The 22,682-nt window shown below is 52.8% G+C and carries 22 protein-coding genes and 1 riboswitch; of the genes, 6 read left to right on the forward strand and 16 right to left on the reverse strand.

The features are described from left to right. Positions 1 to 95 precede the first annotated feature (95 nt). The 9 genes from L6H70_RS18135 to L6H70_RS18175 all read right to left on the reverse strand — a co-directional run bounded on the left by L6H70_RS18135 (position 96) and on the right by L6H70_RS18175 (position 6,335). Positions 96 to 734 carry an ABC-2 transporter permease gene (locus tag L6H70_RS18135; RefSeq protein WP_236335402.1) on the reverse strand — a complete coding sequence of 213 codons (639 nt, stop codon included), beginning with the start codon at positions 732 to 734 and terminating at the stop codon, positions 96 to 98. Next, positions 727 to 1,596 carry an ABC transporter ATP-binding protein gene (locus tag L6H70_RS18140; protein WP_236335403.1) on the reverse strand — a complete coding sequence of 290 codons (870 nt, stop codon included), beginning with the start codon at positions 1,594 to 1,596 and terminating at the stop codon, positions 727 to 729. Before L6H70_RS18140 ends, L6H70_RS18135 begins: the two co-directional genes overlap by 8 nt. After that, positions 1,593 to 1,973 carry a GntR family transcriptional regulator gene (locus L6H70_RS18145; protein WP_206101818.1) on the reverse strand — a complete coding sequence of 127 codons (381 nt, stop codon included), beginning with the start codon at positions 1,971 to 1,973 and terminating at the stop codon, positions 1,593 to 1,595. Before L6H70_RS18145 ends, L6H70_RS18140 begins: the two co-directional genes overlap by 4 nt. 287 nt (positions 1,974 to 2,260) lie before the next feature. Continuing rightward, positions 2,261 to 3,598, reverse strand: coding sequence for a 5'-deoxyadenosine deaminase (locus tag L6H70_RS18150; RefSeq protein ID WP_206101820.1), 1,338 nt, complete (start codon positions 3,596 to 3,598; stop codon positions 2,261 to 2,263). Between the two features lie 66 nt (positions 3,599 to 3,664). Further along, positions 3,665 to 3,763: riboswitch (purine riboswitch) on the reverse strand. Positions 3,764 to 4,204: 441 nt separating this feature from the next. Then, on the reverse strand, positions 4,205 to 4,729 hold the full coding sequence (locus L6H70_RS18155) for a GNAT family N-acetyltransferase (RefSeq protein ID WP_236335404.1): 525 nt from the start codon (positions 4,727 to 4,729) through the stop codon (positions 4,205 to 4,207). 243 nt (positions 4,730 to 4,972) lie between these two features. Further along, the gene (locus tag L6H70_RS18160) at positions 4,973 to 5,377 is read right to left on the reverse strand and encodes a hypothetical protein (protein ID WP_236335405.1); all 405 of its coding nucleotides are present in this window, start codon (positions 5,375 to 5,377) and stop codon (positions 4,973 to 4,975) included. 4 nt (positions 5,378 to 5,381) lie between these two features. Continuing rightward, on the reverse strand, positions 5,382 to 5,684 hold the full coding sequence (locus L6H70_RS18165) for a hypothetical protein (protein WP_054942851.1): 303 nt from the start codon (positions 5,682 to 5,684) through the stop codon (positions 5,382 to 5,384). Further along, positions 5,681 to 6,022 (reverse strand): alpha-helical endospore appendage domain-containing protein, encoded by a 342-nt coding sequence (locus L6H70_RS18170; RefSeq protein ID WP_236335406.1) that lies wholly within the window; start codon positions 6,020 to 6,022, stop codon positions 5,681 to 5,683. The genes L6H70_RS18165 and L6H70_RS18170 overlap by 4 nt, the downstream gene beginning before the upstream one ends. Positions 6,023 to 6,047: 25 nt before the next feature. Then, positions 6,048 to 6,335, reverse strand: coding sequence for a hypothetical protein (locus L6H70_RS18175; RefSeq protein WP_054942853.1), 288 nt, complete (start codon positions 6,333 to 6,335; stop codon positions 6,048 to 6,050). A gap of 210 nt (positions 6,336 to 6,545) precedes the next feature. Between L6H70_RS18175 and L6H70_RS18180 the strand changes: the two genes are divergently transcribed. After that, the gene (locus tag L6H70_RS18180) at positions 6,546 to 7,070 is read left to right on the forward strand and encodes a GNAT family N-acetyltransferase (RefSeq protein WP_236335408.1); all 525 of its coding nucleotides are present in this window, start codon (positions 6,546 to 6,548) and stop codon (positions 7,068 to 7,070) included. An 83-nt stretch (positions 7,071 to 7,153) separates the two neighbouring features. Here the strand turns inward: L6H70_RS18180 and L6H70_RS18185 are convergent, their stop codons facing one another. The 5 genes from L6H70_RS18185 to L6H70_RS18205 form a co-directional block, all read right to left on the reverse strand. After that, positions 7,154 to 7,801, reverse strand: coding sequence for a hypothetical protein (locus L6H70_RS18185; RefSeq protein ID WP_236335412.1), 648 nt, complete (start codon positions 7,799 to 7,801; stop codon positions 7,154 to 7,156). Between the two features lie 151 nt (positions 7,802 to 7,952). Beyond that, entirely contained in the window at positions 7,953 to 8,684 is a 732-nt protein-coding gene (locus tag L6H70_RS18190) for a sugar phosphate nucleotidyltransferase (protein ID WP_054942856.1), read from the reverse strand. 47 nt (positions 8,685 to 8,731) lie between these two features. Beyond that, positions 8,732 to 9,469 carry a glycosyltransferase family 2 protein gene (locus L6H70_RS18195; RefSeq protein ID WP_236335414.1) on the reverse strand — a complete coding sequence of 246 codons (738 nt, stop codon included), beginning with the start codon at positions 9,467 to 9,469 and terminating at the stop codon, positions 8,732 to 8,734. Next, positions 9,466 to 10,368 carry a glycosyltransferase family 2 protein gene (locus L6H70_RS18200; RefSeq protein WP_236335416.1) on the reverse strand — a complete coding sequence of 301 codons (903 nt, stop codon included), beginning with the start codon at positions 10,366 to 10,368 and terminating at the stop codon, positions 9,466 to 9,468. Before L6H70_RS18200 ends, L6H70_RS18195 begins: the two co-directional genes overlap by 4 nt. Continuing rightward, complete coding sequence (locus tag L6H70_RS18205; RefSeq protein ID WP_236335419.1) at positions 10,365 to 11,219, reverse strand: glycosyltransferase family 2 protein; 855 nt, start codon at positions 11,217 to 11,219, stop codon at positions 10,365 to 10,367. The genes L6H70_RS18200 and L6H70_RS18205 overlap by 4 nt, the downstream gene beginning before the upstream one ends. Positions 11,220 to 11,626: 407 nt before the next feature. On the opposite strand from L6H70_RS18205, the gene L6H70_RS18210 reads away from it, so the two are divergent. Genes L6H70_RS18210 through L6H70_RS18220 form a run of 3 tightly spaced genes read left to right on the forward strand, consistent with a single transcriptional unit; the run spans position 11,627 to position 14,028 of the window. After that, on the forward strand, positions 11,627 to 12,415 hold the full coding sequence (locus L6H70_RS18210; RefSeq protein ID WP_236335420.1) for an ABC transporter ATP-binding protein: 789 nt from the start codon (positions 11,627 to 11,629) through the stop codon (positions 12,413 to 12,415). Between the two features lie 16 nt (positions 12,416 to 12,431). Further along, positions 12,432 to 13,235: an ABC transporter permease gene (locus L6H70_RS18215; RefSeq protein WP_236335421.1), complete on the forward strand. Its 804-nt coding sequence runs from the start codon at positions 12,432 to 12,434 to the stop codon at positions 13,233 to 13,235. 7 nt (positions 13,236 to 13,242) lie between these two features. After that, on the forward strand, positions 13,243 to 14,028 hold the full coding sequence (locus L6H70_RS18220) for an ABC transporter permease (RefSeq protein WP_236335422.1): 786 nt from the start codon (positions 13,243 to 13,245) through the stop codon (positions 14,026 to 14,028). Between the two features lie 142 nt (positions 14,029 to 14,170). Here the strand turns inward: L6H70_RS18220 and L6H70_RS18225 are convergent, their stop codons facing one another. Beyond that, a complete protein-coding gene (locus L6H70_RS18225; RefSeq protein ID WP_236335423.1) occupies positions 14,171 to 19,249 on the reverse strand; it encodes a WIAG-tail domain in 5,079 nt (1,692 codons plus the stop codon). 230 nt (positions 19,250 to 19,479) lie between these two features. Between L6H70_RS18225 and L6H70_RS18230 the strand changes: the two genes are divergently transcribed. Further along, positions 19,480 to 20,574: a YheC/YheD family endospore coat-associated protein gene (locus L6H70_RS18230; protein ID WP_236335424.1), complete on the forward strand. Its 1,095-nt coding sequence runs from the start codon at positions 19,480 to 19,482 to the stop codon at positions 20,572 to 20,574. Positions 20,575 to 20,663: 89 nt separating this feature from the next. Continuing rightward, the gene (gene asd / locus L6H70_RS18235) at positions 20,664 to 21,455 is read left to right on the forward strand and encodes an archaetidylserine decarboxylase (protein WP_236335425.1); all 792 of its coding nucleotides are present in this window, start codon (positions 20,664 to 20,666) and stop codon (positions 21,453 to 21,455) included. A 98-nt stretch (positions 21,456 to 21,553) separates the two neighbouring features. On the opposite strand, the gene gpmA is transcribed toward asd, so the two are convergent. Continuing rightward, complete coding sequence (gene gpmA, locus L6H70_RS18240) at positions 21,554 to 22,303, reverse strand: 2,3-diphosphoglycerate-dependent phosphoglycerate mutase (RefSeq protein WP_236335426.1); 750 nt, start codon at positions 22,301 to 22,303, stop codon at positions 21,554 to 21,556. Between the last annotated feature and the right edge of the window lie 379 nt (positions 22,304 to 22,682).

Consider the following 22,682-nt stretch of genomic DNA (forward strand, 5'->3'; position numbering starts at 1 on the left):
TTATGGTTTGGTCTTAGAGCCAGTTAGAGCCAATATAACAGAAAAAAATGACCTCCGTATCTCCGGAGATCATTTCGAGGGCTCATAAATAATTCTTAGATATCCTTGGCAGCAAACACACGCAGCGAAATCAGATAGGAGCAGAACAGAACCAGCACATAGCCGAGACCCGCAATAACCGGAAGCAGAATGCTGTCCGTCTTGCCTGTACTCACCCAATGCGACAGGCCAGGCAACCACTCTACCAGCTTAGAAGCCGCGCTAACACTAAGCATAATCAGCATGATGAAGACAAAATTGACCACCTGCGTCCCCTTCCGGCCCAGCCAATAATAGAGAGGGAGGTAGAATGATGCAAGCAGCGGAAAAGCGGCAAGGCATAGGGCAAGCTCTCTCCAGGCAAGAGGGCCGGTTGTCCGGCCGGACAGGAACGCGACCAGGTATAGCAGCATCGTACATACCAAGCTGACCAGTCCGTAAGGCAGAATTGCCAAATATTTGGCCAGCACCAGCTGCTGTCTGGGAACCGGAAGGCTGATCAGAAATTTTTGATTATTCTGCTGCACGTCGAGTGTACAGGAATTGATAAGCAGAATCATGGCAGGGAACAGGGCGAACAGTGTATAGCCGTCAAAATTCGTATAGCCCATAACCAGGTAATACGGGATAAGCAGCAGCATAAACTTTTGCACGAGGATGAGGTCTTTACGGATCAGATACAGGGAATTATACACGTATATCACTTCCTTTTACCGAAAAATACATAATTTCCTCCAAGCTGGGCGTCTCGCAAATAGCCGTTTCCTTTAAGTAACGCTCTCCCTCACTCCGGTTCTGGATCAACCCCTCGAAGCCGTGCGCACTCTCCCGGATACCGAGAAATAAGCGGCGGACGTCGCGGTCGAGCAGTTCCTTACCGCCTTTGACCAGCAGATATTTCTCGGCCAGCGCCTCCTTCATCTCATGGAACACGATCCGCCCGTCGTTAATGAACACAATATAATCGGCAATCCGGTCCAGATCTGTTGTGTTATGCGTTGAGAAAATAATCGACTTCCGCTCGTCCTGAATATGCTCCGTAAGCAAATCCAGCAGCTCTCTGCGGAACACCGGATCAAGCCCTGAAGTAGGTTCGTCCATAATGAGCAAATCTGCCCCATGCGACAAAGCTATTGCCAGTGAAAACTTAACTTTCATCCCCTTGGACAGATCTTTGATCTTCTTGCCCGGGGACAGCTTGAACAGCTCCTGATATTTTCCGTATGTATCCTCATCCCAGCGGCTGTAGAACGGGGCAATCACCTTTTTCATCTGCTTAACCGTAAGCTGCTCGTAGTATATATTCTCGTCGGATACGTAGCCGATCCGGTCTTTATTCGCCGGCAGATGCTCCTTGTGATCCAGCCCAAACAACTGAATCTCTCCCTGGTCGGGATGAACCATGCCCATGATCATCTTGATCAGCGTTGTTTTGCCTGCCCCGTTTGGGCCGATCAGTCCGGTAATATACCCTTCCTTCACACCCAGTGAGATATCCTGCAGCTGAAAATGTCCATAGCTCTTGTGCAGGTGATCCAGTCTGATGCAATCACTCATTCCTGTTCCTCCTCGTATAGCAGCTTCAGCATATCTGTAAGCTCAGCATAATTGAGACCCAGCATTCTGCTCTCGTCAATGATCTCCTTCAGCTTCAGCTCCAGCATCCTTAGACGCTGCTCTTTGATAAATTCCTGATCCGCCCCGGACACAAAGGAACCCTTGCCGACGATGGAGTTGATCAGCCCTTCCCGCTCCAGTTCCTCGTAAGCCCGCTTCGTCGTGATCACACTGATCTGCAGCTCCTTGGCCAGCTGGCGGATGGAGGGCAGAGGCGTTCCCGATACAAGCTCCCCCTGCAGAATCAGCTGACGGATCTGGGCCACAATCTGGGCATATATCGGCTCCCCCGATGTACTTGAAATCAATATGTTCATGCTGCGGCACCATCATCCTTACGTTAATTGTATTTAGTGTATATATGTAATATATACATTATATGAGGACGTGTCAATTCCAAAAAAATAAGGGCTGCGAAAGCTCGCACCCCTTGATCTCTATTCAAAATAAATACGCTAAAATCCCTATTCCTCCCACCCCAAAAATCATATCTTTCCGATTGTGAGGTTATTCCATCTTTATGTCAACACAGAAAAAAGGCCCACACAATCGTTAATCGTGGGCATAATTCGTACATTCATATATTCGTATACACTATAATGTTTTAGCTAATCTTCGAATGAACCAGCAGCCGTTTGATCGAGCGGTTAGCCTCTTGCAGCACGGTGTCTTTATCCACGGTCTTTAACAGTCCTTTATCCATCAGGATTTTACCATCGACAATCGTCGTCTCCACATCCGCGCGGGTGGCGGAATAGACGATGCGGGAGATCGGGTCGATATCATAGGAAGGGAAGGTGTGGAAGTTGTAGAGGTTCAGGATGGCCAGGTCGGCTTTTTTGCCTACCTCGATGCTGCCGATCTTGTCTTCCATACCTACTGCCTTGGCGCCGCCGATGGTTGCCATCCGGAACACGCTGCGTGCATCCATGGTCGTCGGGCCATGATGCGGTTTCTGGATGATCGCCGCCAGCCGCATTTCGTTGAACATATCCAGGTTATTGTTGCACGGCGCGCCGTCAGCTCCCAGACTGAGGTGAACGTGGTCATGTAGCATACCCGGCGTATCCGCAATACCTGAAGCCAGCTTCAGATTGGAGCCCGGGCAGTGGCTGACATGCACTCCGCGGTCCCGCAAAATCCGCTTCTCCTCCGCATCCAGCCACACGCAGTGTGCCAGAATCAGGCGTTCATTCGCCAGCCCTAAGTGATCCAGATACACAACGTTGCGCATGCCGGTCATCGCCTGGACGATTTCGATTTCCCCCTGGTTCTCGGAGGCATGAGTGTGTACTTTGACGTTATAACGCGCCGACAGGTCACGCACCTCCTTCAACAGCGGCTCGGTGCAGGAGATGACAAAACGCGGCGAGAACGCGTACTGAATCCGCCCGTTGTCATAACCGTTCCATTTCTCCAGCAGATCCACACTCTCCTGAAGGGATGCCGCTGTATCCTCCTGCAGCGCTTCTGGAACATCGCCGCCCTTCTGATCCATCATCACCTTGCCGGAGAGGGCGCGAATGCCGCTTTTGGCTATCGCTTGAAACGCAAAATCCGTATGGTTGACCGTCTCCATATCAACAATCGTCGTCGTACCGCTGGAGATCAGCTCTCCAATCCCCAGCATGGCGGAATAGTACAGCGAATCCTCATCATGCGCCGCCTCCAGCGGCCAGATCCGTTTACGCAGCCAGTCCATCAGCTCTAAGTCATCACCTTTGCCGCGGAAGAGCGTCTGGCAGAGATGGATGTGCGTCTGTACAAAGCCGGGAATGACCGTACGGTTCGTCGCGTCAATTACCCGTTCATCCCCCTGCGCCGTAAGGCCGCTGCCGATTTCAACAATCAGGCTGTCTTTAATCCGAATATCTCCATGAAAGATCTCTTCCTGTTTGTTCATCGTAATAATCTCTGCGTTTTTGATCAGAATGTTCGCCATAACCCGATTCCCCCTCGTTCAATTCACAGTTTGCTTCATGCAGATAACACAAAAAGGCTACAAAAATATGCCGCAGCATATTTTCGTAGCCAGAAATTTACGGTTCCCGGTAGAGACCCTTAAACCAATTATTAAGGATATACGAAAAAAAGGATTATTCAATTGCCCTTGAATAACCCCATGATAAACGAAAGACAAACTATATGTCAATATTATTAACATCAATTAGGTGTTAAATGAGAGAAAAATGCGTTTTGTTTCTCAAAATCCAAGTAATATGTAATGTTTATTAACATAATCTACCCATTTACTTCCAAATACACCCTCTTCAAATAAGTCTACGGTTTGAATGAGTGTATTTACTGCAATAGATTGGCTCAGTATCTGCGGTAAATCTCTTTCTATTGTATTTTGTACATCAGATTTCCGGGATTCAGGTCAAAACCACCTTTTTCACCGAGTTCTGTTGTATAAAGTGCAGTAGATTCAGTTTTACACATGATTTTGAGGGAATCTGCTGCAGGAAGTGCAACAGATTCCATCTTAACCTATATGAACGGAATTCGGAGGGAAGCACAATCTTTGTAGCGGTTAACAGTACATATCCTATGCCCCTTCTACAATCAGCACCTTCTCAAACACGGGAAAACTCACTGCCCGGTGCGGAAAAAACACTTCGCCCCTGCGTTCATAGCCGAGACTCGGATATAAAGCCAGCGCCCGGGTATTCTTCGAATAGGTATCCAGCCGGATGCTGCTGTAGCCTTCCCTGCGTGCATGCTCTTCGGAAAAAGCGATCAGCTTGCGTGCAATGCCCTTGCCCTGCACCTCGGGATGAACCGCCAGCCGGTGCATGATCAGATGCCGCCCCTGCTCCTGGGACCACTGAATGCTCTGATAGAGCTCACTCGGATGCTCGTCCAGCACAATAATGCCGGCAATGGCTTCATTATCTATGTAGGCGTATAATGTCCCCCGTTCAATATCCTGTGCGATGACTTCCCGGTTAGGATAGCTGTCATCCCATTGGTCACTTCCGCCTGCCTGCATGGCTTGTACGCATTTGGCAATCAGCTCCATAATCTCCCCGGTTTCCTCTGCCAGTGCCTTGCGGATCTCGTTATTGCTCATGGTATCCCTGCTTTCCTGCCTAAAGTTTTGAACCCGTCAAAGATTCTTTAGAGAAGTCTATCATATCCGGGAGCAAATTCAATAGAGGGCCTGGTATCTTAGCACGGCAAGGCTCTTATTTGTTTAGCAGGCACAAAGGAAGGCGGGGAGCTTAGCAGCCTATAGAGGAAGTAGGGGAAATCGCAGGCTAAGCTCCCTCTATAGACTATTTCTCACCCTTCTTACCGTTGTCCTCCTGCCTTATCAGCCCAGCTCCAGCTTATGCCCGTCCTCGAAGCCCTTGGCGAAACCGGCGTCGAATCCCACGTTGTATGCTTCGGTGTAGCCCTGCTGAAAGGCGTCTCCCGGCGGCGTTTCCGGAGGGACGCCCAGGTCCGGGGGGAGCGGAACTACCTGCGGTACCGGCGGAGCCTCGATGACCGGCACGACCTGTACCGGCGGCTGCACCACTACCTGCACTCTCCGGGCAAGCCGGCGGCGGAGTCTTCTTTTCTTGCGCAGCAGAAGTCCTCTCTTAGTAGTTTTGCCATAACGGAGCTTACGGGTTTTACGGCCGGCACCTCTGCGGATTTTGGCCTTCCTGGTCAACAGCAGGACTCGTCTGCGGGCTGCCCTGCCTGAACGCTTGATCGCTTTCTTTCTCTTCATCCTTCTACTCCTCCTGTACTCCATGTACTTTGGAGGTTCCGTTTGCGCATGCCGTGCTTAGCCATGGCGCAGCAGGAATTCCCCGTTTGGGCTGATGCAGCGAAATACCGGACATCATCCGGCACATGGCGCTTTGATATTGGCTTAGGATTCTGATATTGTCACTCAGCTTGCGGGCCGTCAGCTCCGATTGCCCCGTAATTTCGGCGATACTCTCCAGAATCGCAGCGAGTGCGGCCTGGCTGCGGGCGATGGAGCGGATCATCTCCAGCTTGACGGCGTGTTCGGAGAGAAGCCCGCCGCTCATTTGCTGTCGTCCCCGAAATTGAAGCCGTCACCGGACATGCCGCCGAAGCCTTCGCCGCTTTCCTCTTCACCGCTGCCCAGTACTGCTTTTAAGTTGCTGTACAGCCCATTTTCCAGCTTGGTCAGCCCCTCTACCATTTCCACAATCACCTCATGGATGGAGAGGGATTCCTTCAACTGCTCTTCATGGCTGTCGAACGATCTAGCATGGATATGATGCTGTGTCCACTGCTTTACCTTTTCCGCTTCCACCGCTTTGGCCTCGAGAATCATCGCGATGTTCCACTGGATCGTAGCGGTTGACTCCAGCATTTGCAGAAAAGCCTTTTCTCTGCTCATTTTCCGCCTCCTGCCTGCTTAAGCGCTACTCTTCTTCCTGACCGCTTAATTCTTTGATTACCCGGCCTACCCCTTCGGCCATAGCTTCTTCCAGATCAGCAATAGCATTCAAATAGGCAATGATATTCTTGTTGACCTGACCGTGACTTTCGACCAGTCCGCTGAATCCGCCGAAATCAGGCTCCGCATCCGGCAGATCATGGACTATTTGTGACATACGGACGGCTACGTGGCGTTCGGCGTCAAGAATCCGCGCCATTTGTTCGTGCGTATGGGCCATGTGCTGCAGCACCTTGGTTATTTTATTCTGCACCTTCATGTCTCCTTTGCTCAAACGCCCTGCTACAGCATATGCGGCAGAAGCCCTGACGGTGCGAGGAACCGCTATGCTTGCAGACCGGATCGTACAGCGCAGATATTGACAGGTCATAGCGGTCAGGAATATGCTGAATGCTGAAATTGAACTTTTTTCCAGCTGGACATCCGGCGGTAAGAGTTATATGGATCGGGGGAATTTGAATATATGATACTTTCCGGCAAGCGTTTGGATTTGCAGCCTTTAACCGCCGCAGAGCTGTCCGCAAGCGTAGGTCGCTATACTGCGGCCGCACTGGAACAGTCGCTTGGGTTAAAGCTTGCAGCTTCTATACTTGATGAAGAAATGCTATATGCGATGAAGGTCCGCTATTCCAAAGTGCTGCAGAATGAAGACAATTATTTGTGGTTTACTTGCTGGGCAGTGATCCACCGCGGGGAGCAGCAGGTGATTGGATTCCTAATCCTGAAAGGACAGCCCAATGAACGGGGCGAGGTTATCATCGGCTACATCATAGACGAGAGTCACCGGGGCCAAGGATATGCGACAGAAGCGGTGGAGTGTGTGAACGAATGGATCTTCAGCCACCCTGAAGCCTGCTGGGTCATCGCCGATACGGAGCCGGATAATTTCGCATCCCACAAAGTGCTAAAACATCTGGGAGCCGAGCAATACCGTGAAACAGAAGAGCTTCTCTGGTGGCGGATCGCCCGGCCGCAAACGCAAAGATGACTTCCGGCTATTCCGGAAGCCATCTGGTATTCCATCTTATTCCATACAAAAATCATTAATTCCCCCAGCCGCTAAGCATTCGCTCAAACCACCCGGTTCAGCAGTTGTGCTCCGGCCTTCGCCTGATAAACCATCGCACCCAGCCGCTGTTTTGTTTCCGGCGGCAGCTCTGCGTAATCGGTGGTGAAGGTACGGCATTGCAACAGCGTACTGCGTAGCCCCTCCGAAGTGGAGACGATTAGTGCTGTAATCTCCTGAATTTCCTTACGGGTTGCCTCTATCGCCCGAAGATGGGCGCGGATTGCAGCAGCTTCCGTACTCGCCTGCTCAGCGATCTTCCTATTCTTGCGGCTTTTCAGTAAGCTGGTGGTCAGAATCGTCCCTCCGCCACTGGCCCGCCCTTCCGGCCCGGCTAATCCCGGCACCGTGGCTGCTGCTGTTCCACCGGAGGCAATATTGGCTCTGCTGATCTCATTTTCCAGTGTATGAAGCAGGCCAGAGAACTTTTTGGATTCAATCTTGATGACCTTTAGATCCGTATCCAGAGCCGCGGGCTTATTCCGCAAATTATTAACAAACTCCCAGGACTCATCAACGATGGACTTAAGCACCCTGCGCTTGTCCAGCAGCAGCTCTGCAGCTTCCGCGAGCCGCTTATTTTCCGACTCATATCTGGACTGTTCCACCCTCAGATTCCCGAGAGCTTCTTTACACAGATCCTTGTTAAACATATGTATGCCTCCCGTAGCAGCCAATAATTATGTAGTTCCAAAGACGTAAGACTAAATCTCTACATACGCAGTATACCTAAATTTTGGGTAAGGGTCACTAGCGGGGGAGATTAGTCGTCGTAAAAGGGTTGCAGTAAAAAAACACGCCGCCCTAAGGCAGCGTGTTCTTCAGCTTTTCTCCGGCCTCCTGCAGCGACTGGAAGGTACCGGCATCGCTCCACCATTCCTTAAGCACATCATAGGTAAGCTTGCGCTCTCCGGCATAAATGTTGTTTACATCGGTAATTTCCAGCTCCCCTCTTCGCGAGGGGGCAATGCGGCGGATAATATCAAAAACGGCTTCATCATACATATAAATTCCGGTTACACAGAACTTGGTCTTCGGCTGCTCCGGCTTTTCTTCGATGTAGGCGATCAAGGAAGCATCCTCACTGTCGAATACGGGAACCCCGTATCTCCGTGCATCTTCCACCGGCTTCAGCAATACTTTTGCCGTCCCTTGTGGCTGCTCCTGATATTTCTCCATGTAGGCGCCCAGATCATCCATAAACAGATTGTCACCCAATAGTACGACAAACCGTTCGCCCGGGAGAATGAATCCTTCCGCCAGTTCCAGCGCTTCCGCAATCCCTCCTGCTTCTTCCTGGATTTTATAGGTCAGAGATACGCCGAATTCTGCACCGCTGCCCAAAAAATCCGTATACTGCCCCGCAGACTGCTTGCTGATAACCAGGAGAATATCGGTGATCCCGCCCCGGCGCAACCGGTCTATACCGTAACACACCATAGGATATTTGCCGACCGGAAGCAAATGTTTGTTCATAAGCCGGGTCAGCGGATAAAGCCTGGTTCCTTTTCCGCCCGCCAGTATGACTCCTTTCACTTACTTTCCTCCCTTTTATCTGTGTCTTTAGCCTTCGAGTCAGCATTTCAGATGAAATGTGCCGGATCCAAATGCCATTTACTCATAAAAAGCTTACGGTTACGCTCCACCAGCTCCTGAAGCTCAGTGGGATACACTTGCTTGAAGCTGGCGCTTCCTTCATGATGCACCAGACAATCGCCGGCAATCAGCAGCCTGAAACCCTTCAGACGGGCGCGATAGCAGTAGTCATCATCCTCGTAATGGCCGGGTGAATACCGCTCATCGAGCAGGCCGACGGTATCAAGCACCGTTCGTTTGAACAAGAAGCACAGTCCTACAAGCCGCACCGTTTCCATCCATTTCATAGGATTCCGGATATTCGCCGCCAACGCCTCACTATGAAAACCGGGCATATCTGTATAAGCAGTCCTTACCTTCTGCCGCCCGCTGGCATAATTCGTCACAGGGCCAACGATGCCGATATCCGACGAACTATACAGGGCGGCTTTCAAATTGGAGAGCCAGTTATGCGAGACGATCACGTCGTTATTCAGCAGCAGGAGCTCATCGCCTGAGGCCAGCTGCAGCCCCATATTGCAGGCAAGCGGAAAGCCGCGGTTCTCCGGAAGAGAAATAAACATCAGCTGCTGATTGCGGCAGTAAGCATCCGTGCCGTCGGTCGAAGCATTGTCGACAACAATAATTTCATAGGGCGTATCTGTGTACTGCCTGATCGATTCGACACAGGCCTGCAGCAGATGCCGCCCGTTATAAGTCGGAATAATAATGCTGGTGAGCGTCATATGCCATTCCTCCAGGCCGCCAGCTGGCGCCGCTGCTCCTGCAGACTCTCACCGGAATGCATCCGGCGCTGGGCAAGAACCTCAAGCAGCGCTTCTGCATGATCACCGGCAATCAGCTGCTCCACCCTATTCCCTGCGCCTGTATTGCCTTGCCGCAGCCGGTTCTGCTTGAACACATTGACTGTCCCCGCCTTTTCCACCCGCAGCTGCTTCATCAGCGAGATCGCCTGCGCTTTGGGCGGAACCATCAGTTCACGGTAGCCGATCACTTCCAGCGCACGCCGCGACAAAGCATGGGGCACCGCGGTCATGGAGCTGACTCCGAGATCGCTCCGGCCAAGAACGGCATTCAGGTACAGCTTGCAGCGGGTAACATCATCACTGAGTCCAAATGGCGGCAGCAGATGATCCAGATCATTCAGCGCCACATCCACTCCACCGTCTACAGCAGAAGCGAACCCGGCCAGCAGCGGAGCCGGTATAACCATATCTCCATCCAAGAACAGCAGGATATCCCCGCGGCTAAGCTTGGCACCAAGCGCCCGCCCCACATCATGCCCCGCCGTTTCCGGACAATGCACGATCATCGCCTGCGGACACAACCTGGTGCGCTGAAAGCTGTTGTCAGTGCACCCGTTAAGCACAACGATGATTTCCAGCGGATGCAGGCGCATTACCTGCTTCAGCAGCGGCGGAAGGGTACGTGCTTCATTCCTTGCCGAGATGATCACTGACAGCGATCCGCGAAGCCCCCTGAGCAGCCGCTGCGGCTGACGGCCTGCAGGCTTGCGGCTGGTTGATCGTGCTGTACCGGCTGCGTTCCGGCGGATGGAAGTGCTGGCGGGACTCCGCCGTTTCTGATTCAGGCGGATTACCGCCTTAGTGCTGGTGGCCTTCATCTCACCATCTCCCTTCGCCGTCCGGCATCGCCATATCCAGCCCGTTTGCCCCTGCGTTCAAGCAGCAGAGCGACAGCCTCCAGGTGATCCCTGAGGATAATCTCCTGCAAGGGATCTTTACCTTCCGCCTTACGGCGGACAGCGTTCATCCGGCCGACAGGTACCTTGTGTACCGCCTTCACCTTCAGCCCATCCAGTATGGCACGGGCGTAGGCCAGCGGCGGTCTGGACAGCGAAGCGCTCCCCAGAGCCGTAAGCGCCGCCCGGCTGAGCGCATGGGGAACCGCTGTCAGGGAATATCCCTGCAGATCCGGCCGTCCAAGCATAATATTGAGTGCATACTTGGAGAGCACTACGGGATGCGGCAGCCTGCGTCGCACCGGACCGGAATAATTATTCAAAGCTACATCCTCCCCGCCGCTGACCGCTTCCACGAACGGGCGCAGATCCGCAGCGGGAATAACCAGATCCCCGTCAGTAAACAGCAGGATTTCACCCCTGGCTGCTTCCGCTCCAACAGTTCGGCCTACGTCGTGCCCGAGCGGCTGTGTGAAGGAGATGACCTTCGCACCCATGCTGTACGCAATTTCTGCCGTATTATCGGCAGAGCCGTTGACAATCACTATAACCTCACAGCGCGGATGAACCCCTCTGGCTTCAGCAATGACTGCGGCAATCGTCCGTGCTTCATTCATCGCCGGAATAATCACCGACACATAAGGCTCCGGATGATTCACGGCAGGCAGTACTGCCGCGGGCCGCGGCCGCGGCCGGGAGTTTCTTCGCGCTGCTTGAGAAGCCCGCCGCCCCGAGCGGCGGGCAGATGTTCGTCTATGCTGTTTCAAGCTCATCCACCTTCCTTCGGAGGGCATACTCCCGGGCTGAGGGTTACACCACAGTCTATGTAATCCGCTGTCCCTCGCAACGGCACATGTCTCCCTTCGCACAGAAAATTGGACAAATGCCATCCCTCCCTGCTGCAGATGAACCCCTAATTTTCCGCAAACAAAAAAACCACGGATCAATGAATGACCCGTGGTTTGTATGTACATTTTTTTCAAGACCTTATTCAACATCATACCAAAATAATTATTATAAGTCTATATTTTTCCAGGGGGTTCATTTACTCTATGGATATAAGCCGATGCTTGGAGCCGCCGGCCTCCACAGAATAAATAGGATGGGCAGCCGGAAAGAAAAGCAAGAAAACTTCTTATAACAAGAACAAAAGTACATGTAATCAAGGGGTGAAGTCATCGTGAATGAAATAATTGCAGTGAATAACGTTTCAAAGGTTTACCAAACCACAAAAAAGGAGCCCGGATTGTTAGCCGGCATTAAAAATTTATTCTTGAGACAATTTGAGAACAAGGTGGCTGTCGATCACATTAATTTCTCCATCCAAGAAGGGGAGTTTGTTGGTTTCATCGGTCCTAATGGTGCAGGAAAAACGACAACCATAAAAATGCTGTCAGGAATCATACATCCTACAGAAGGTGCGATTAGCGTAATGGGATATATCCCGCATCGGTTAGAGCATGGCTTTAAGAAGAACTTTTCGATCACGATGGGTCAAAAAAATCAGCTGTGGTGGGACCTTCCGGCCATAGACTCCTTTCAGTTGATTAAAGAAATTTACGAAATCACGGAGCCTGATTATACCCGAACGCTTCAGGAATTAACGGAACTATTAGAGGTACAATCTATCCTTAATACTCCTTTAAGAAATCTGTCTTTAGGCGAACGCATGAAATTCGAACTCATCGGCGCTTTCTTGCATGGCCCAAAAGTATTATTTTTAGATGAGCCTACGATTGGGCTGGACGTTTCATCCAGGCGCAGGATCAGGGATTTTTTAAAGTATATAAATGTTGAAAAGAAGGTTACGGTCATTTTGACCAGTCATTATCTGGAGGATATAGAAGAGCTGTGTAACCGCATTATTGCTATCTCACACGGAAAAATCATTTACGATGGGTCTTTAAGTGATATAACGACCGGTGAGCTGCCGATCAATGATATTTTCGAGAGCTTATTCAATAAATAACGGATGGGTGTATACGATGAGAAAATATGTCCAGGTGCTGAAACTTAATCTGCAGACCTCCCTTGCCTATAAAGGGAATTTTATATTCACCTCATTAATGGATGTATTCAGGGTCATAGCGGAAATTGCTTTCTGGAAGGTGTTATTCGACAATGCTCAGGGCCGTAAGATTAACGGGTACAATTTCAATTCAATCATCACCTACTACATTTTCATGTTTATTATTGCTTCCTTCACGAATGTTGGGAGTATCGGTTATAAGGTCGCTAATGAGATCAAAGACGGAGCTTTAAATAATTTACTGGTCAGGCCCATCCATTATTTTGGGTATTACTTCACTGAAACCTTATCCCAGAAGCTGCTTAACCTGCTCATTGCCCTATTGATGTTCATACCGGTGATCGTTTTTCGTTTTGGGGATTTACAGGCGGAAATTCCTGCGGCGCAATTCTGTTTACTCCCGGTAGTGGTACTATGCTCTCTGATCTTGAGCTTTTTGATCAATATCCTAATCAGTTTGTTTGTGTTTTGGATGACAGAGGTGGCCTCCTTATTCCTTCTAAAAGATATTCTTCTTGATCTTGCCTCAGGCAGAGTGTTTCCGTTAGATCTGTTCCCGGGACCCTTGCTTAACGCATTTTCGGTGCTTCCCTTTATGTATTGCACGTATTTTCCAGCCGTTATGATTACGAAAGGCTTGTCAGCGGAGGCATTATACCGGGGTCTGTGGATACAGCTGGTGTGGATTCTGGTGCTATACGGCTTGATAAAAATCATTTGGAGAATGGGCCTAAAAAAATATACGGGAACAGGCGCGTGAGGCTGATATGAGATACGTGAGATTATACCGGATATTTATCGAGCAGAGTCTTATGAAAATGGCGGCATACAAAATTAATTTTGGATTAGTGTTCGTTACGAATGCCGCATTTTTTTCTGTACAGCTAATCTTTATGCATCTTGTTTTCACGAATGTAGATACACTGGCCGGCTGGACAAAATACGAAATGTTTTTCTATATCGGCACTTTTAATATTATCGATTCGCTGTGGACGTTTGGCCCATTTTTTAACCTTTTGGCGATTCCGGGCATGATCAGGAGCGGTGCACTGGATTATTATATAACCAAGCCGGTAAACTCCCAGTTTCTGATCAGTCTGAGAAATGTAGATCCCGGTTCATTAATAAGCGCACTGACTGGCGTTATACTGATTACATTTGCGCTTATCCAGGGAGGGATGGAGTTAACCTTTGGAAAAGCTGTACTCTACGTTGTTTCCATTTTTCACGCTTTAATGATTCAGTACTCCGTCTATTTTATCCTTACGTGCTCATCGTTTTGGCTGGTAAAAGCAGACTTTGTAGACTCCATACACGGAATTCTATGTTACTTTTCAACGCGGCCGGTAGATATTTATAAAGGCTTTATCCGGTTTATACTCAGCTATGTATTGCCGTATGGATTAGCCTTAACCGTTGCCTCAAAAGCTGTGGTGAAAACCATCCACTTTGCGGAGTACACTTTGTTTCTTATACTCAGCTGGTCCATTTTCGCAGTTTCGGTTGGCGTTTGGAGGTTTTCATTGAAGCACTATAGTTCTGCGAGCTCCTAGGGACTGAATTATTGCCTGAATCTCTCAAAATAACGCCACAAAGAGGGGCTTCTGCTTCGGGGATTACATACAAAATATTATCCTTCAAAAAAGCGCAGCCATCGGCTGCGCTTTTCCCCCTTCTATTCCGTTGTTCCTCTATTTAATCAAAGGCCCGATGCTCTACAGCCGGTTTAGCCGGCGGGGAACCAAGGGCGATCCAAGATAACACACCGTAGAAATGCGGAGTTTCGCGCAAACGGTCTACGGTTACAACCGCTTCTCCGCTGGCTCTGCTCTTCAGTGAGGCATGGAAGAAAGGCTGGTTGGTCATCGCCACGAGCACATAACCGGTATGGCCAAAGGCTTCATCGAACGGTACAGTCACATCCACGCTCTCTGCGTTACCGTTGAACATGAATGCCGTCATTCCGAACTGCTGCAGCACTTCCCGGTTTCCGGCACTCTGTACCGGACTGAAGGAGAGATGCTCTATACCGACTGAGCCGTGGGCCAGATGGTCTCCATTAACTGCGCCGGATGCGATATGGTAGCTCTGCACACTCTCTTCTTCCAGGTGCCGGGATTGAATTGCGAAGGAAGCCAGTTTAGAAGCGTCCACCGCTTCGTCCTGAAGCGCGGAGGCGCCAACGGCACCCTCGGCCAGATGCTCCTCTCCAATACTGCCGGAAGCCAGTTTGGCAGCGGTAATGCTGCCGTCCGGGAGCAGCTCTGCACTGCGGACTTCTTCTGCCAGATGCGTCAGTTTTATGATTTCCGGAAGCAAATGCCGCTCTTCCAGAATTCCGTCAGCCAGATGCTCACTGCAGACACTTTCCTGCTGCAGATGGTGTGAATGCACTGCTCCGGCCGCAAGCTTCTCCGAACCGATGCTGCCGTCGGACAGCATCTCGGATTTCACTGCCCCTTCAGCGAGATGATCGGCCGTTATGCTGCCACTCTGGATGTGCCGGCTTTCCACCGCGTCTGCAGCCAAGTGGCCTCCATATACACTGCCCGGAGCCAGCTGGAAGGAACCTACTGCGCCCTCAGCCAGTTTCGCAGAGCCGATACTGCCATCAGGCAGCAATTCAGAGGTCAGCGTATCCTCGGACAGATGTTTCAAGGTAATGCTGCCGCTCCGGATATGGCGGCTATCCACCGCCTCTGATGCTATGTGGCCTCCATATATACTGCCGGGGGCCAGCTGGAAGGAGCCGATAGAGCCTTCTGCCAGCTTCTTCGAGGTTATGCTGCCATCAGGCAGCAGCTCAGAAGTCAGCACCTCCTTGGACAGATGCTTCATGGTAATGCTGCTGTTACGGATATGGCGGCTATCCACTGCTTCCGGAGCTAAGTGACCTCCATATACGCTCCCGGCTGCCAGCTTCCGTGAGCCGACAGAACCGTCTGCCAGCTTAGCTGCACCGATGCTGCCGTCCGGCAGAATGTCCGCGCTGCGGACTTCTTCAGCCAGATGGGCCAGCGTAATCTCGCCTTCGCCGATATGCCGGCTCTCCACTGCGGCTTCCGCCAGATGGCTGCCGTCAATGCTGCCCGGCGACAAATGGCGGGACGCTATGGCAGCATCAGCCAGTTTGGAGCCGCCGACACTGCCGTCAGGCAGCAGCTCGGAAGTCAGTGCCTCCTCGGACAGATGCCTCAAGGTAATACTGCCGACCCGGATATGGCGGCTATCGACAGCTTCCGGTGTAATATGGTTTCCATATATACTGCCGGGAGCCAGCTGGGAAGAACCAATTGAACCGTCTGCCAGCTTATCTGCACCGATGCTGCCGTCCGGCAGAATGTCCGCGCTGCGGACTTCTTCCGCCAGATGGGCCAGCGTAATCCCGCCTTCGCCGATATGCCGGCTCTCCACTGCGGCTTCTGCCAGATGGGTGCCGTCAATGCTTCCAGCCGACAAATGGCGGGATGCTATAGCAGCATCAGCCAGTTTAGCTCCGCCGACACTGCCGTCCGGCAGCAGCTCGGAAGTCAGTGTCTCCTCGGACAGATGCCTCAAGGTAATGCTGCCGCTCCGGATATGGCGGCCATCCACCGCTTCCGGTTTAATATGGCTAGCATATACACTGCCGGGAGCCAGCTGGGAAGAACCCACAGAGCCGTCTGCCAGCTTATCTGCACCGATGCTGCCGTCCGGCAGAATGTCCGTGCTGCGGACTTCTTCGGCCAGATGGGCCAGCGTAATCTCGCCTTCGCCGATATGCCGGCTCTCCACTGCGGCTTCCGCCAGATGGCTGCCGTCAATGCTGCCTGGGGACAGGTGGCGGGAGGTTATGGCTTCGTCAGCCAGTTTGGAGCCGCCAACACTACCGTCCGGCAGTAGCTCTGAAGTCAGTGTCTCCTCGGACAGATGCTTCAGCGTAATGCTGCCGCTCCGGATATGACGGCTATCCACCGCTTCCGGTGTAATGTGGCCTCCATATACACTGCCGGGAGCCAGCTGGGATGAGCCAACGGAGCCGTCTGCCAGCTTATCTGCACTGATGCTGCCGTCCGGCAGAATGTCTTCGCTGCGGACTTCCTCTGCCAGATGGGCCAGCGTAATCTCGCCTTCGCCGATATGCCGGCTCTGCACTGCGGCTTCCGCCAAATGGCTGCCGTCAATGCTGCCCGGCGACAGATGCTGGGAGCCTATAGAAGCGTCAGCCAGTTTAGCACCGCCGACACTGCCGTCCGGCAGCAGCTCGGAAGTCAGTGCCTCCTTGGACAGATGCTTCAAGGTAATGCTGCCGCTCCGGATATGGCGGCTATCCACCGCTTCCGGTGTAATGTGGCCTCCATATACACTGCCGGGAGCCAGCTGGGATGAGCCAACAGAGCTGTCTGCCAGCTTATCTGCACTGATGCTGCCATCCGGCAGAATTTCTGCGCTGCGGACTTCCTCTGCCAGATGGGCCAACGTAATCTCGCCTTCGCCGATGTGCCGGCTCTCCACCGCGGCTTCCGCCAAAATGCTACCGTCAATGCTGCCGGGGGACAGGTGGCGGGAGGTTATAGCTTCATCTGCCAGCTTGGAGCTGACAATACTGCCGTCCTGCACTTGTATAGCAGAGACTGAACTAGGGAGGATATGCCCGTTACCGATCGACATCGGGCGGATATGCGCCCCGCCGATGCTTCCCGGCGACAGATGTCGTCCCTGCACTGCTGTATCACTGATAGAGGCAGGAACGACAGCTCCCGGCGCTAAGTGCTCGGCTGTCACCGCAGCAGACGCCAGCTTGGGAGAACTCACACTGCCATCAGCCAGCTTAATGGACGTAACAGACAAATCGCTGAGCTTATCGGTCGAGATGCTTTCTGGCGATATCTTTAATGAAGTCACAGCATGATCTGCCAGATGATGCGGCTGCACCGCCCCTGCAGCCAGGTGAACTTCCTTCACCGCACCTGAGGCCAGCTTCTCACCGATCACCGCTCCGGCCTGCAGAGCTGTGCTGCTGACACTGTTCTCGGCGAGATGCTTGCGCTCAACGGCACCCGGAGCCAGGTGTTCGGTATCTACCACCGCACCCTGCAGCACCCGGCCGCTGACGCTGGCATCTGCCAGATGTTTCTCCTCCACCGCACAGAAAGCGATATGCTCCCCGCTCACAGCTTCCCGGACAATGGTATTGCTGCTCACGGAACCGGGAGCCAGTTTCGCGCCGGTCACCGCCCCTTCTGCCAATTTGGCAGTAGTTACACTATGCGGAAGGAGATGGTCCGCCGTGACGGACTCATGCGCCAGCTGTTTGCCGGTTACCGCACCGGAAGCCAGGTGTGTATTCAGCACCGCACCCGCCTGTAGCTGTTGTGAACCTACAGATTCAGTGCTCAAGTGGGACTGATCCACCGCTTCACGCTGGATGTGAGCGGAGGTAACTGCCTGCATGGCAATCTGCGGACTGCGGACTGCAGACTTCGCCAGATGGCGGGTCGTCACCGCTTCATCGGCCAGCTTATGCGTCAGGATGCTTTGGTCGGCGATTTTGGAGGAGGTCACCGCCTGCTCGACAATCTGCGCCGTCCCCACAGCCCCTTCCGCCAGCTTCACAAAAGAAATACTCCGGTCAGCCAGATGATTCCCCTTAATTTCCCCGTCGCCGATATGGGTCCCGTTTATGCTCTCCGGACTCAGGTGCTGGCTGCGTACAGCCTTCTCCCCGAGCTGCCGTGAGCCCACTGCACCATCGGCCAGATGCCCGCTCTCGATCACGGCGGAACCCAGCTGCTCTTTGCCGATCAGCTTGCTGGCCAGCTGCTCCCGACCGATTGCACCCGGGGCCAGATGCTTCGCGGTCACAGCCCCTTCCTTCAGATGAAGGCTGCCGATGCTGCCCTCAGCCAGCTTGGCACCGGTGATTTCGCCATCGGCAATTTTGTCACTGGATACCGCTTCATCCGCCAGCTTGGAGCGGTCTATAATGCCGTTCGCCAGGTGGCGGCTGACAATGCTGCTGCTTAGAATTTTCTCGCCGCTAACAGCACCGTCCTCCAGCAGCTCGGAGGTGATCAGCAGCTCGCTCAAATGGCGGCCGGCGATCGAGCGGTCGGCGATCTGCTCTCCTCCGATCGTGCGGTCAGCCAGCTTTTCCGGCCCGATACTTCCGTTTTTCAGCTTCTCGCCGCCGATTGAATAATCCAGCAGCTTGCCTCCGCTGACACTTCCTTCGGCCAAATGCTCGCCCGATACCGACTCGGGGGCCAGTTTGGACGAGGTAATCGCCTTATCCGCGATATTAATACTCTGTACTGCATAATCCTGCAGCCACGGCGTGCCGATAATGCCGAATTTCAGCTTGGACCCGTCGATCGTCCGAGGAGCGATTTTCGGGCCGGTCACTGCGGCTTCCGAAATATCATCGGTGTACACCTTCTGCAGTCGTTCCTTCTCCGTCATAAGCGGCGCCGCCGGCACCTTTACTGGAGGAACCGCCTCAATCTCAAGCGCTTCTACCACTGCCGGCTTCAGCAGCTGATTCGTTTCCAGGACGGCCGGCTGTGCCGGAAGCTCCGCTGTGCCGACGCCGCTAACCTGCAGAGTCTGGTCTGGCAGAGTCTGGTCTGGCACACTTACCTCCGCCACCGTATCCGTACCTCCGGCTGACGTATTATTCCCCTCCTGTACTCTTGGACCGCTTCGCAGCATGCTCAGTTCTGTTTTATTGGGATTATCTACATAATAGAGTCGTTTTTTAGCGCCGTTATGCCGGTTCTTTCTGGAGCCCTTCACAAGCAGTCTCCTCCTTCCATCGAATGTTTCTCCTAGGCATCATATGCAGTAAGGTAGGCGGATGACACCCTTTTGCAGCATGCCTGCCATTCTTTAAACCCGTAAGATCCTGGTTCAAAAAAAGGGCATCTGCCGCCGCGCATTCGTCCATCCCCCGAGGCCCCGTACAAACATACAATGCTAAAGAAGGGGAACCGCCGTAATTACAGAAGATAACGGGAGGAACGAACATGGGGCAAAAGCTCGTGGGAATACTGCTAAATGCCGCTATGCACCGGGGCGTTCCCCGGTTAAAAACGGGACAGGAGTCGCTGGAAAGCTATGAGGAGGCTGCCGCCGCCTACGGAATGATCCCCTGCTTTCTGCAGCTCTCTGACATCAATCCGGAATCAGGATTCAGCATCGCTTACGTGAAGGGAAGGCAGGGATACGTCAGAACCGTCATCCCGACACCGGGCGTGATTCATAACAGGGCGATCTACAGCCAGGGCAGCACCGGGATCGACCGGCTGCTGGGGCAGGGCCTCCTGATATTTAATACATGTAACCGCTACGGAAAAGATCAGATTCACGGGCTGCTGGAGCAGAATGAAGCACTGCAGTGCTTTTTGCCTGACTCTAGGACCGGAATGTCCGGGCTGAAGGAAATGATGAACCGCTATTCTGATCTCATTCTCAAACCATGCCGCGGCAGTGTCGGCAAGGGCGTCATGCGCCTGTCCCGGATCAGTGCGCGCCGCTGGACCTGGAGCTATCTCCCTTCCGGCTCGCGGCGCTGGCTGAGCAGTACGGTGGACCCGCAGGCTTTGCCCAGGGCGCTGCGGTTACGCTTCGCATCGGTACCCTATCTGGTACAGGAACGCATTCCGCTGGCTGAGCTCAGCGGCCGCCCCTTTGATCTTCGGGTCACCGTGCAACGCGGCTGGGGCGGAGAGTGGCAGGTAACCGGCATGTTCGCCAAACTTGCGGCACCCGGCGGTTTTGTATCGAATATTGCCAGAGGCGGCGAAGCGCTAAGCGCCTCCGCTGTTCTGGATCAGGTATTCACCGGTAGTGCAGCGGCATGCATCCGCATGTCTGTCACATCCCTCAGTCTCTCCATCGCTCACCAGCTGGAGAGAAGCCTGCCCGGCCTGGCCGATATCGGGCTGGATATCGGAATCACCAGGGACCAGCGTCTGTATTTCATCGAATGCAACGGGCGCGACCAGCGCTATGGATTCCAGAAAGCCGGACTTAGCGGAACCTGGAAAGACAGCTACCGCAGGCCTATGGGCTATGCCCGTTTCCTGCTTGAAGAGCCCGCAAGGTATATCCGTTATTGATTTGTCTCTTATTCTATGTCAATATAATGCAGAGCGGTAACGGTCCCGGAAGCGGGACCGTTACTCTGCATGATGGAAGGGAGATAATCATGGTTAAACAATTGCTGCGGCTGATGACCGAGTTGTCCTCACACCGATGGCTTTCCCGGTTAATGGGAGCTTTTTCCCATAGCAGACTCAGCCGTTTTTTGATCCCGGTATTTATTCGGACTTATCATATTCCTGCCGCCGAAGCGGAGAAGCCGTCCGGGGAATACCACACGCTAAATGAATTTTTCAGCCGCCGGCTGAAGCCTGGAATGCGCATAGTAGCGGATGGGGCTGATGTCGTTGCCAGTCCGGTAGACGCTTTGATAACTGCCATGGGTGAGATTCATTCCGGAACCATTATGAATGTAAAAGGCCAGGATTACCTGCTGGAGGAATTGCTTAATCATTCTCCGCATATGGAGCTGTACAAAAAGGGGTTCTTCTTCGTACTGTACTTAAGCCCGACGGATTATCACCGGATTCACTCACCGCTTACCGGACGCAAGATAGAAAGCGACTATATCCGCGGCCGGGCCTATCCTGTCAATGAATTCGGCATGAGACATATGAAGAGTGTGCTGAGCCGCAATGAACGGCTCATTACTTATATTGCCGGAGCAAACGGGGAAGCCGCCGTTGTGAAGGTTGGTGCGATGAATGTCAGCAGCATCCATTATTCGGATGCTGAAGCGGATCAGTGGCAGATCGGAGAGGACCTCGCTTATTTCGAATTCGGTTCTACTGTGGTGCTGCTGCTTGAGAACGGCACCTTTACTCCGCGGCCCGGACTAACGAGCGAGACCAAGGTTAAGATGGGGGAACTGCTGGGGACACTGCGGCGCCCTACTTAAACCGCCAAGACATACTTCAAAGCCCCGTCCAAGGGAGCGCAGGCAATCCCTTGGACGGGGCTTTGATTATTATACATATACTCATTCACGGCTGAGGCTTATTCCGTCACCTTGCTCGGGTTCGCCACCTCACGGGCTTTCTCTTGCACTTCTTCAGGGACCCCGAGATAAAAGCGGCTGATCGGCTTAACGTCATCATCCAGCTTATAAACAAGCGGTACGCCAGTGGGAACGTTCAGCTCCAGCAGCGTCGGTTCATCCAAATCCTCCATGAATTTGATCAGCGCCCGCAGCGTATTCCCGTGCGCCGAGATCAGCACCCGCTCCTTCTTGCGGATCAGCGGCACAATCCGTTTGCCCCAGAAATCGCCGACTCGGGCGACCGTATCCTCCAGGCTCTCCCCGCGCGGAATATCGCCGGGGCGCACCTCCTTGTAGCGGATGTCGTTTCTGGCATAGCGCGGGTCATCCGGCTCCAGCAGAGGGGGGCGGACCGACAGGCTGCGCCGCCAGATATGCAGCTGCTCTTCCCCGTACTTAACGGCGGTTTCGCTTTTGCTCAGCCCTTGCAGCGCCCCGTAATGGCGCTCATTCAGCTTCCAGGATTTCTGGACAGGAATCCACAGGAGGTCCATCTCCTCCAGCACGTAGTTCAGCGTCTTGATCGAACGCTTCAGCACAGAAGCAAAGGCCAGATCGAAGGAGTAGCCTGCTTCTTTCAACAGCTTGCCGGCGGCATTGGCTTCCTGAACCCCTTTTTCCGTCAGATCGGGATCACTCCAGCCTGTAAACAGATTCTGACGGTTGTATTCACTCTCTCCATGCCGGATCAACACAACTTCGTACATATCCTCTCACCTCTAACCTTTGATTTCAGTTCTTCTGCTCCGCTTAAGTATATGTCATCTCGGGCCGCTCATCCTCTTTATCCTTATACCCCGGCAGGTCCTTGCGGATACGCCTGAAGCTCAGAGGCTGGCCCGTCTCACACAAATTTTAAAAAACCGGATGCCTACCGGCCCCGGTTCTCTTACATCTATCGCTGTATCCTTGCGTCTTAGTATGCTTGCTTTAGAACCACTGGTCTGTGGTCATGCCGCTATTCTGCTTCAAGCGTCTCCAGCGGTTCCGGCATAATCCGGCGCTCCCGCACTTGAGTGCATTATTTGAAATCCGGCGTCCTCTTGTCATACCTGTGTTCTCCCCTTCCAGGCTGTATGTAAATCT

It is taken from the genome of Paenibacillus auburnensis, assembly GCF_927798115.1.
GTDB lineage: Bacteria > Bacillota > Bacilli > Paenibacillales > Paenibacillaceae > Paenibacillus_AQ > Paenibacillus_AQ auburnensis.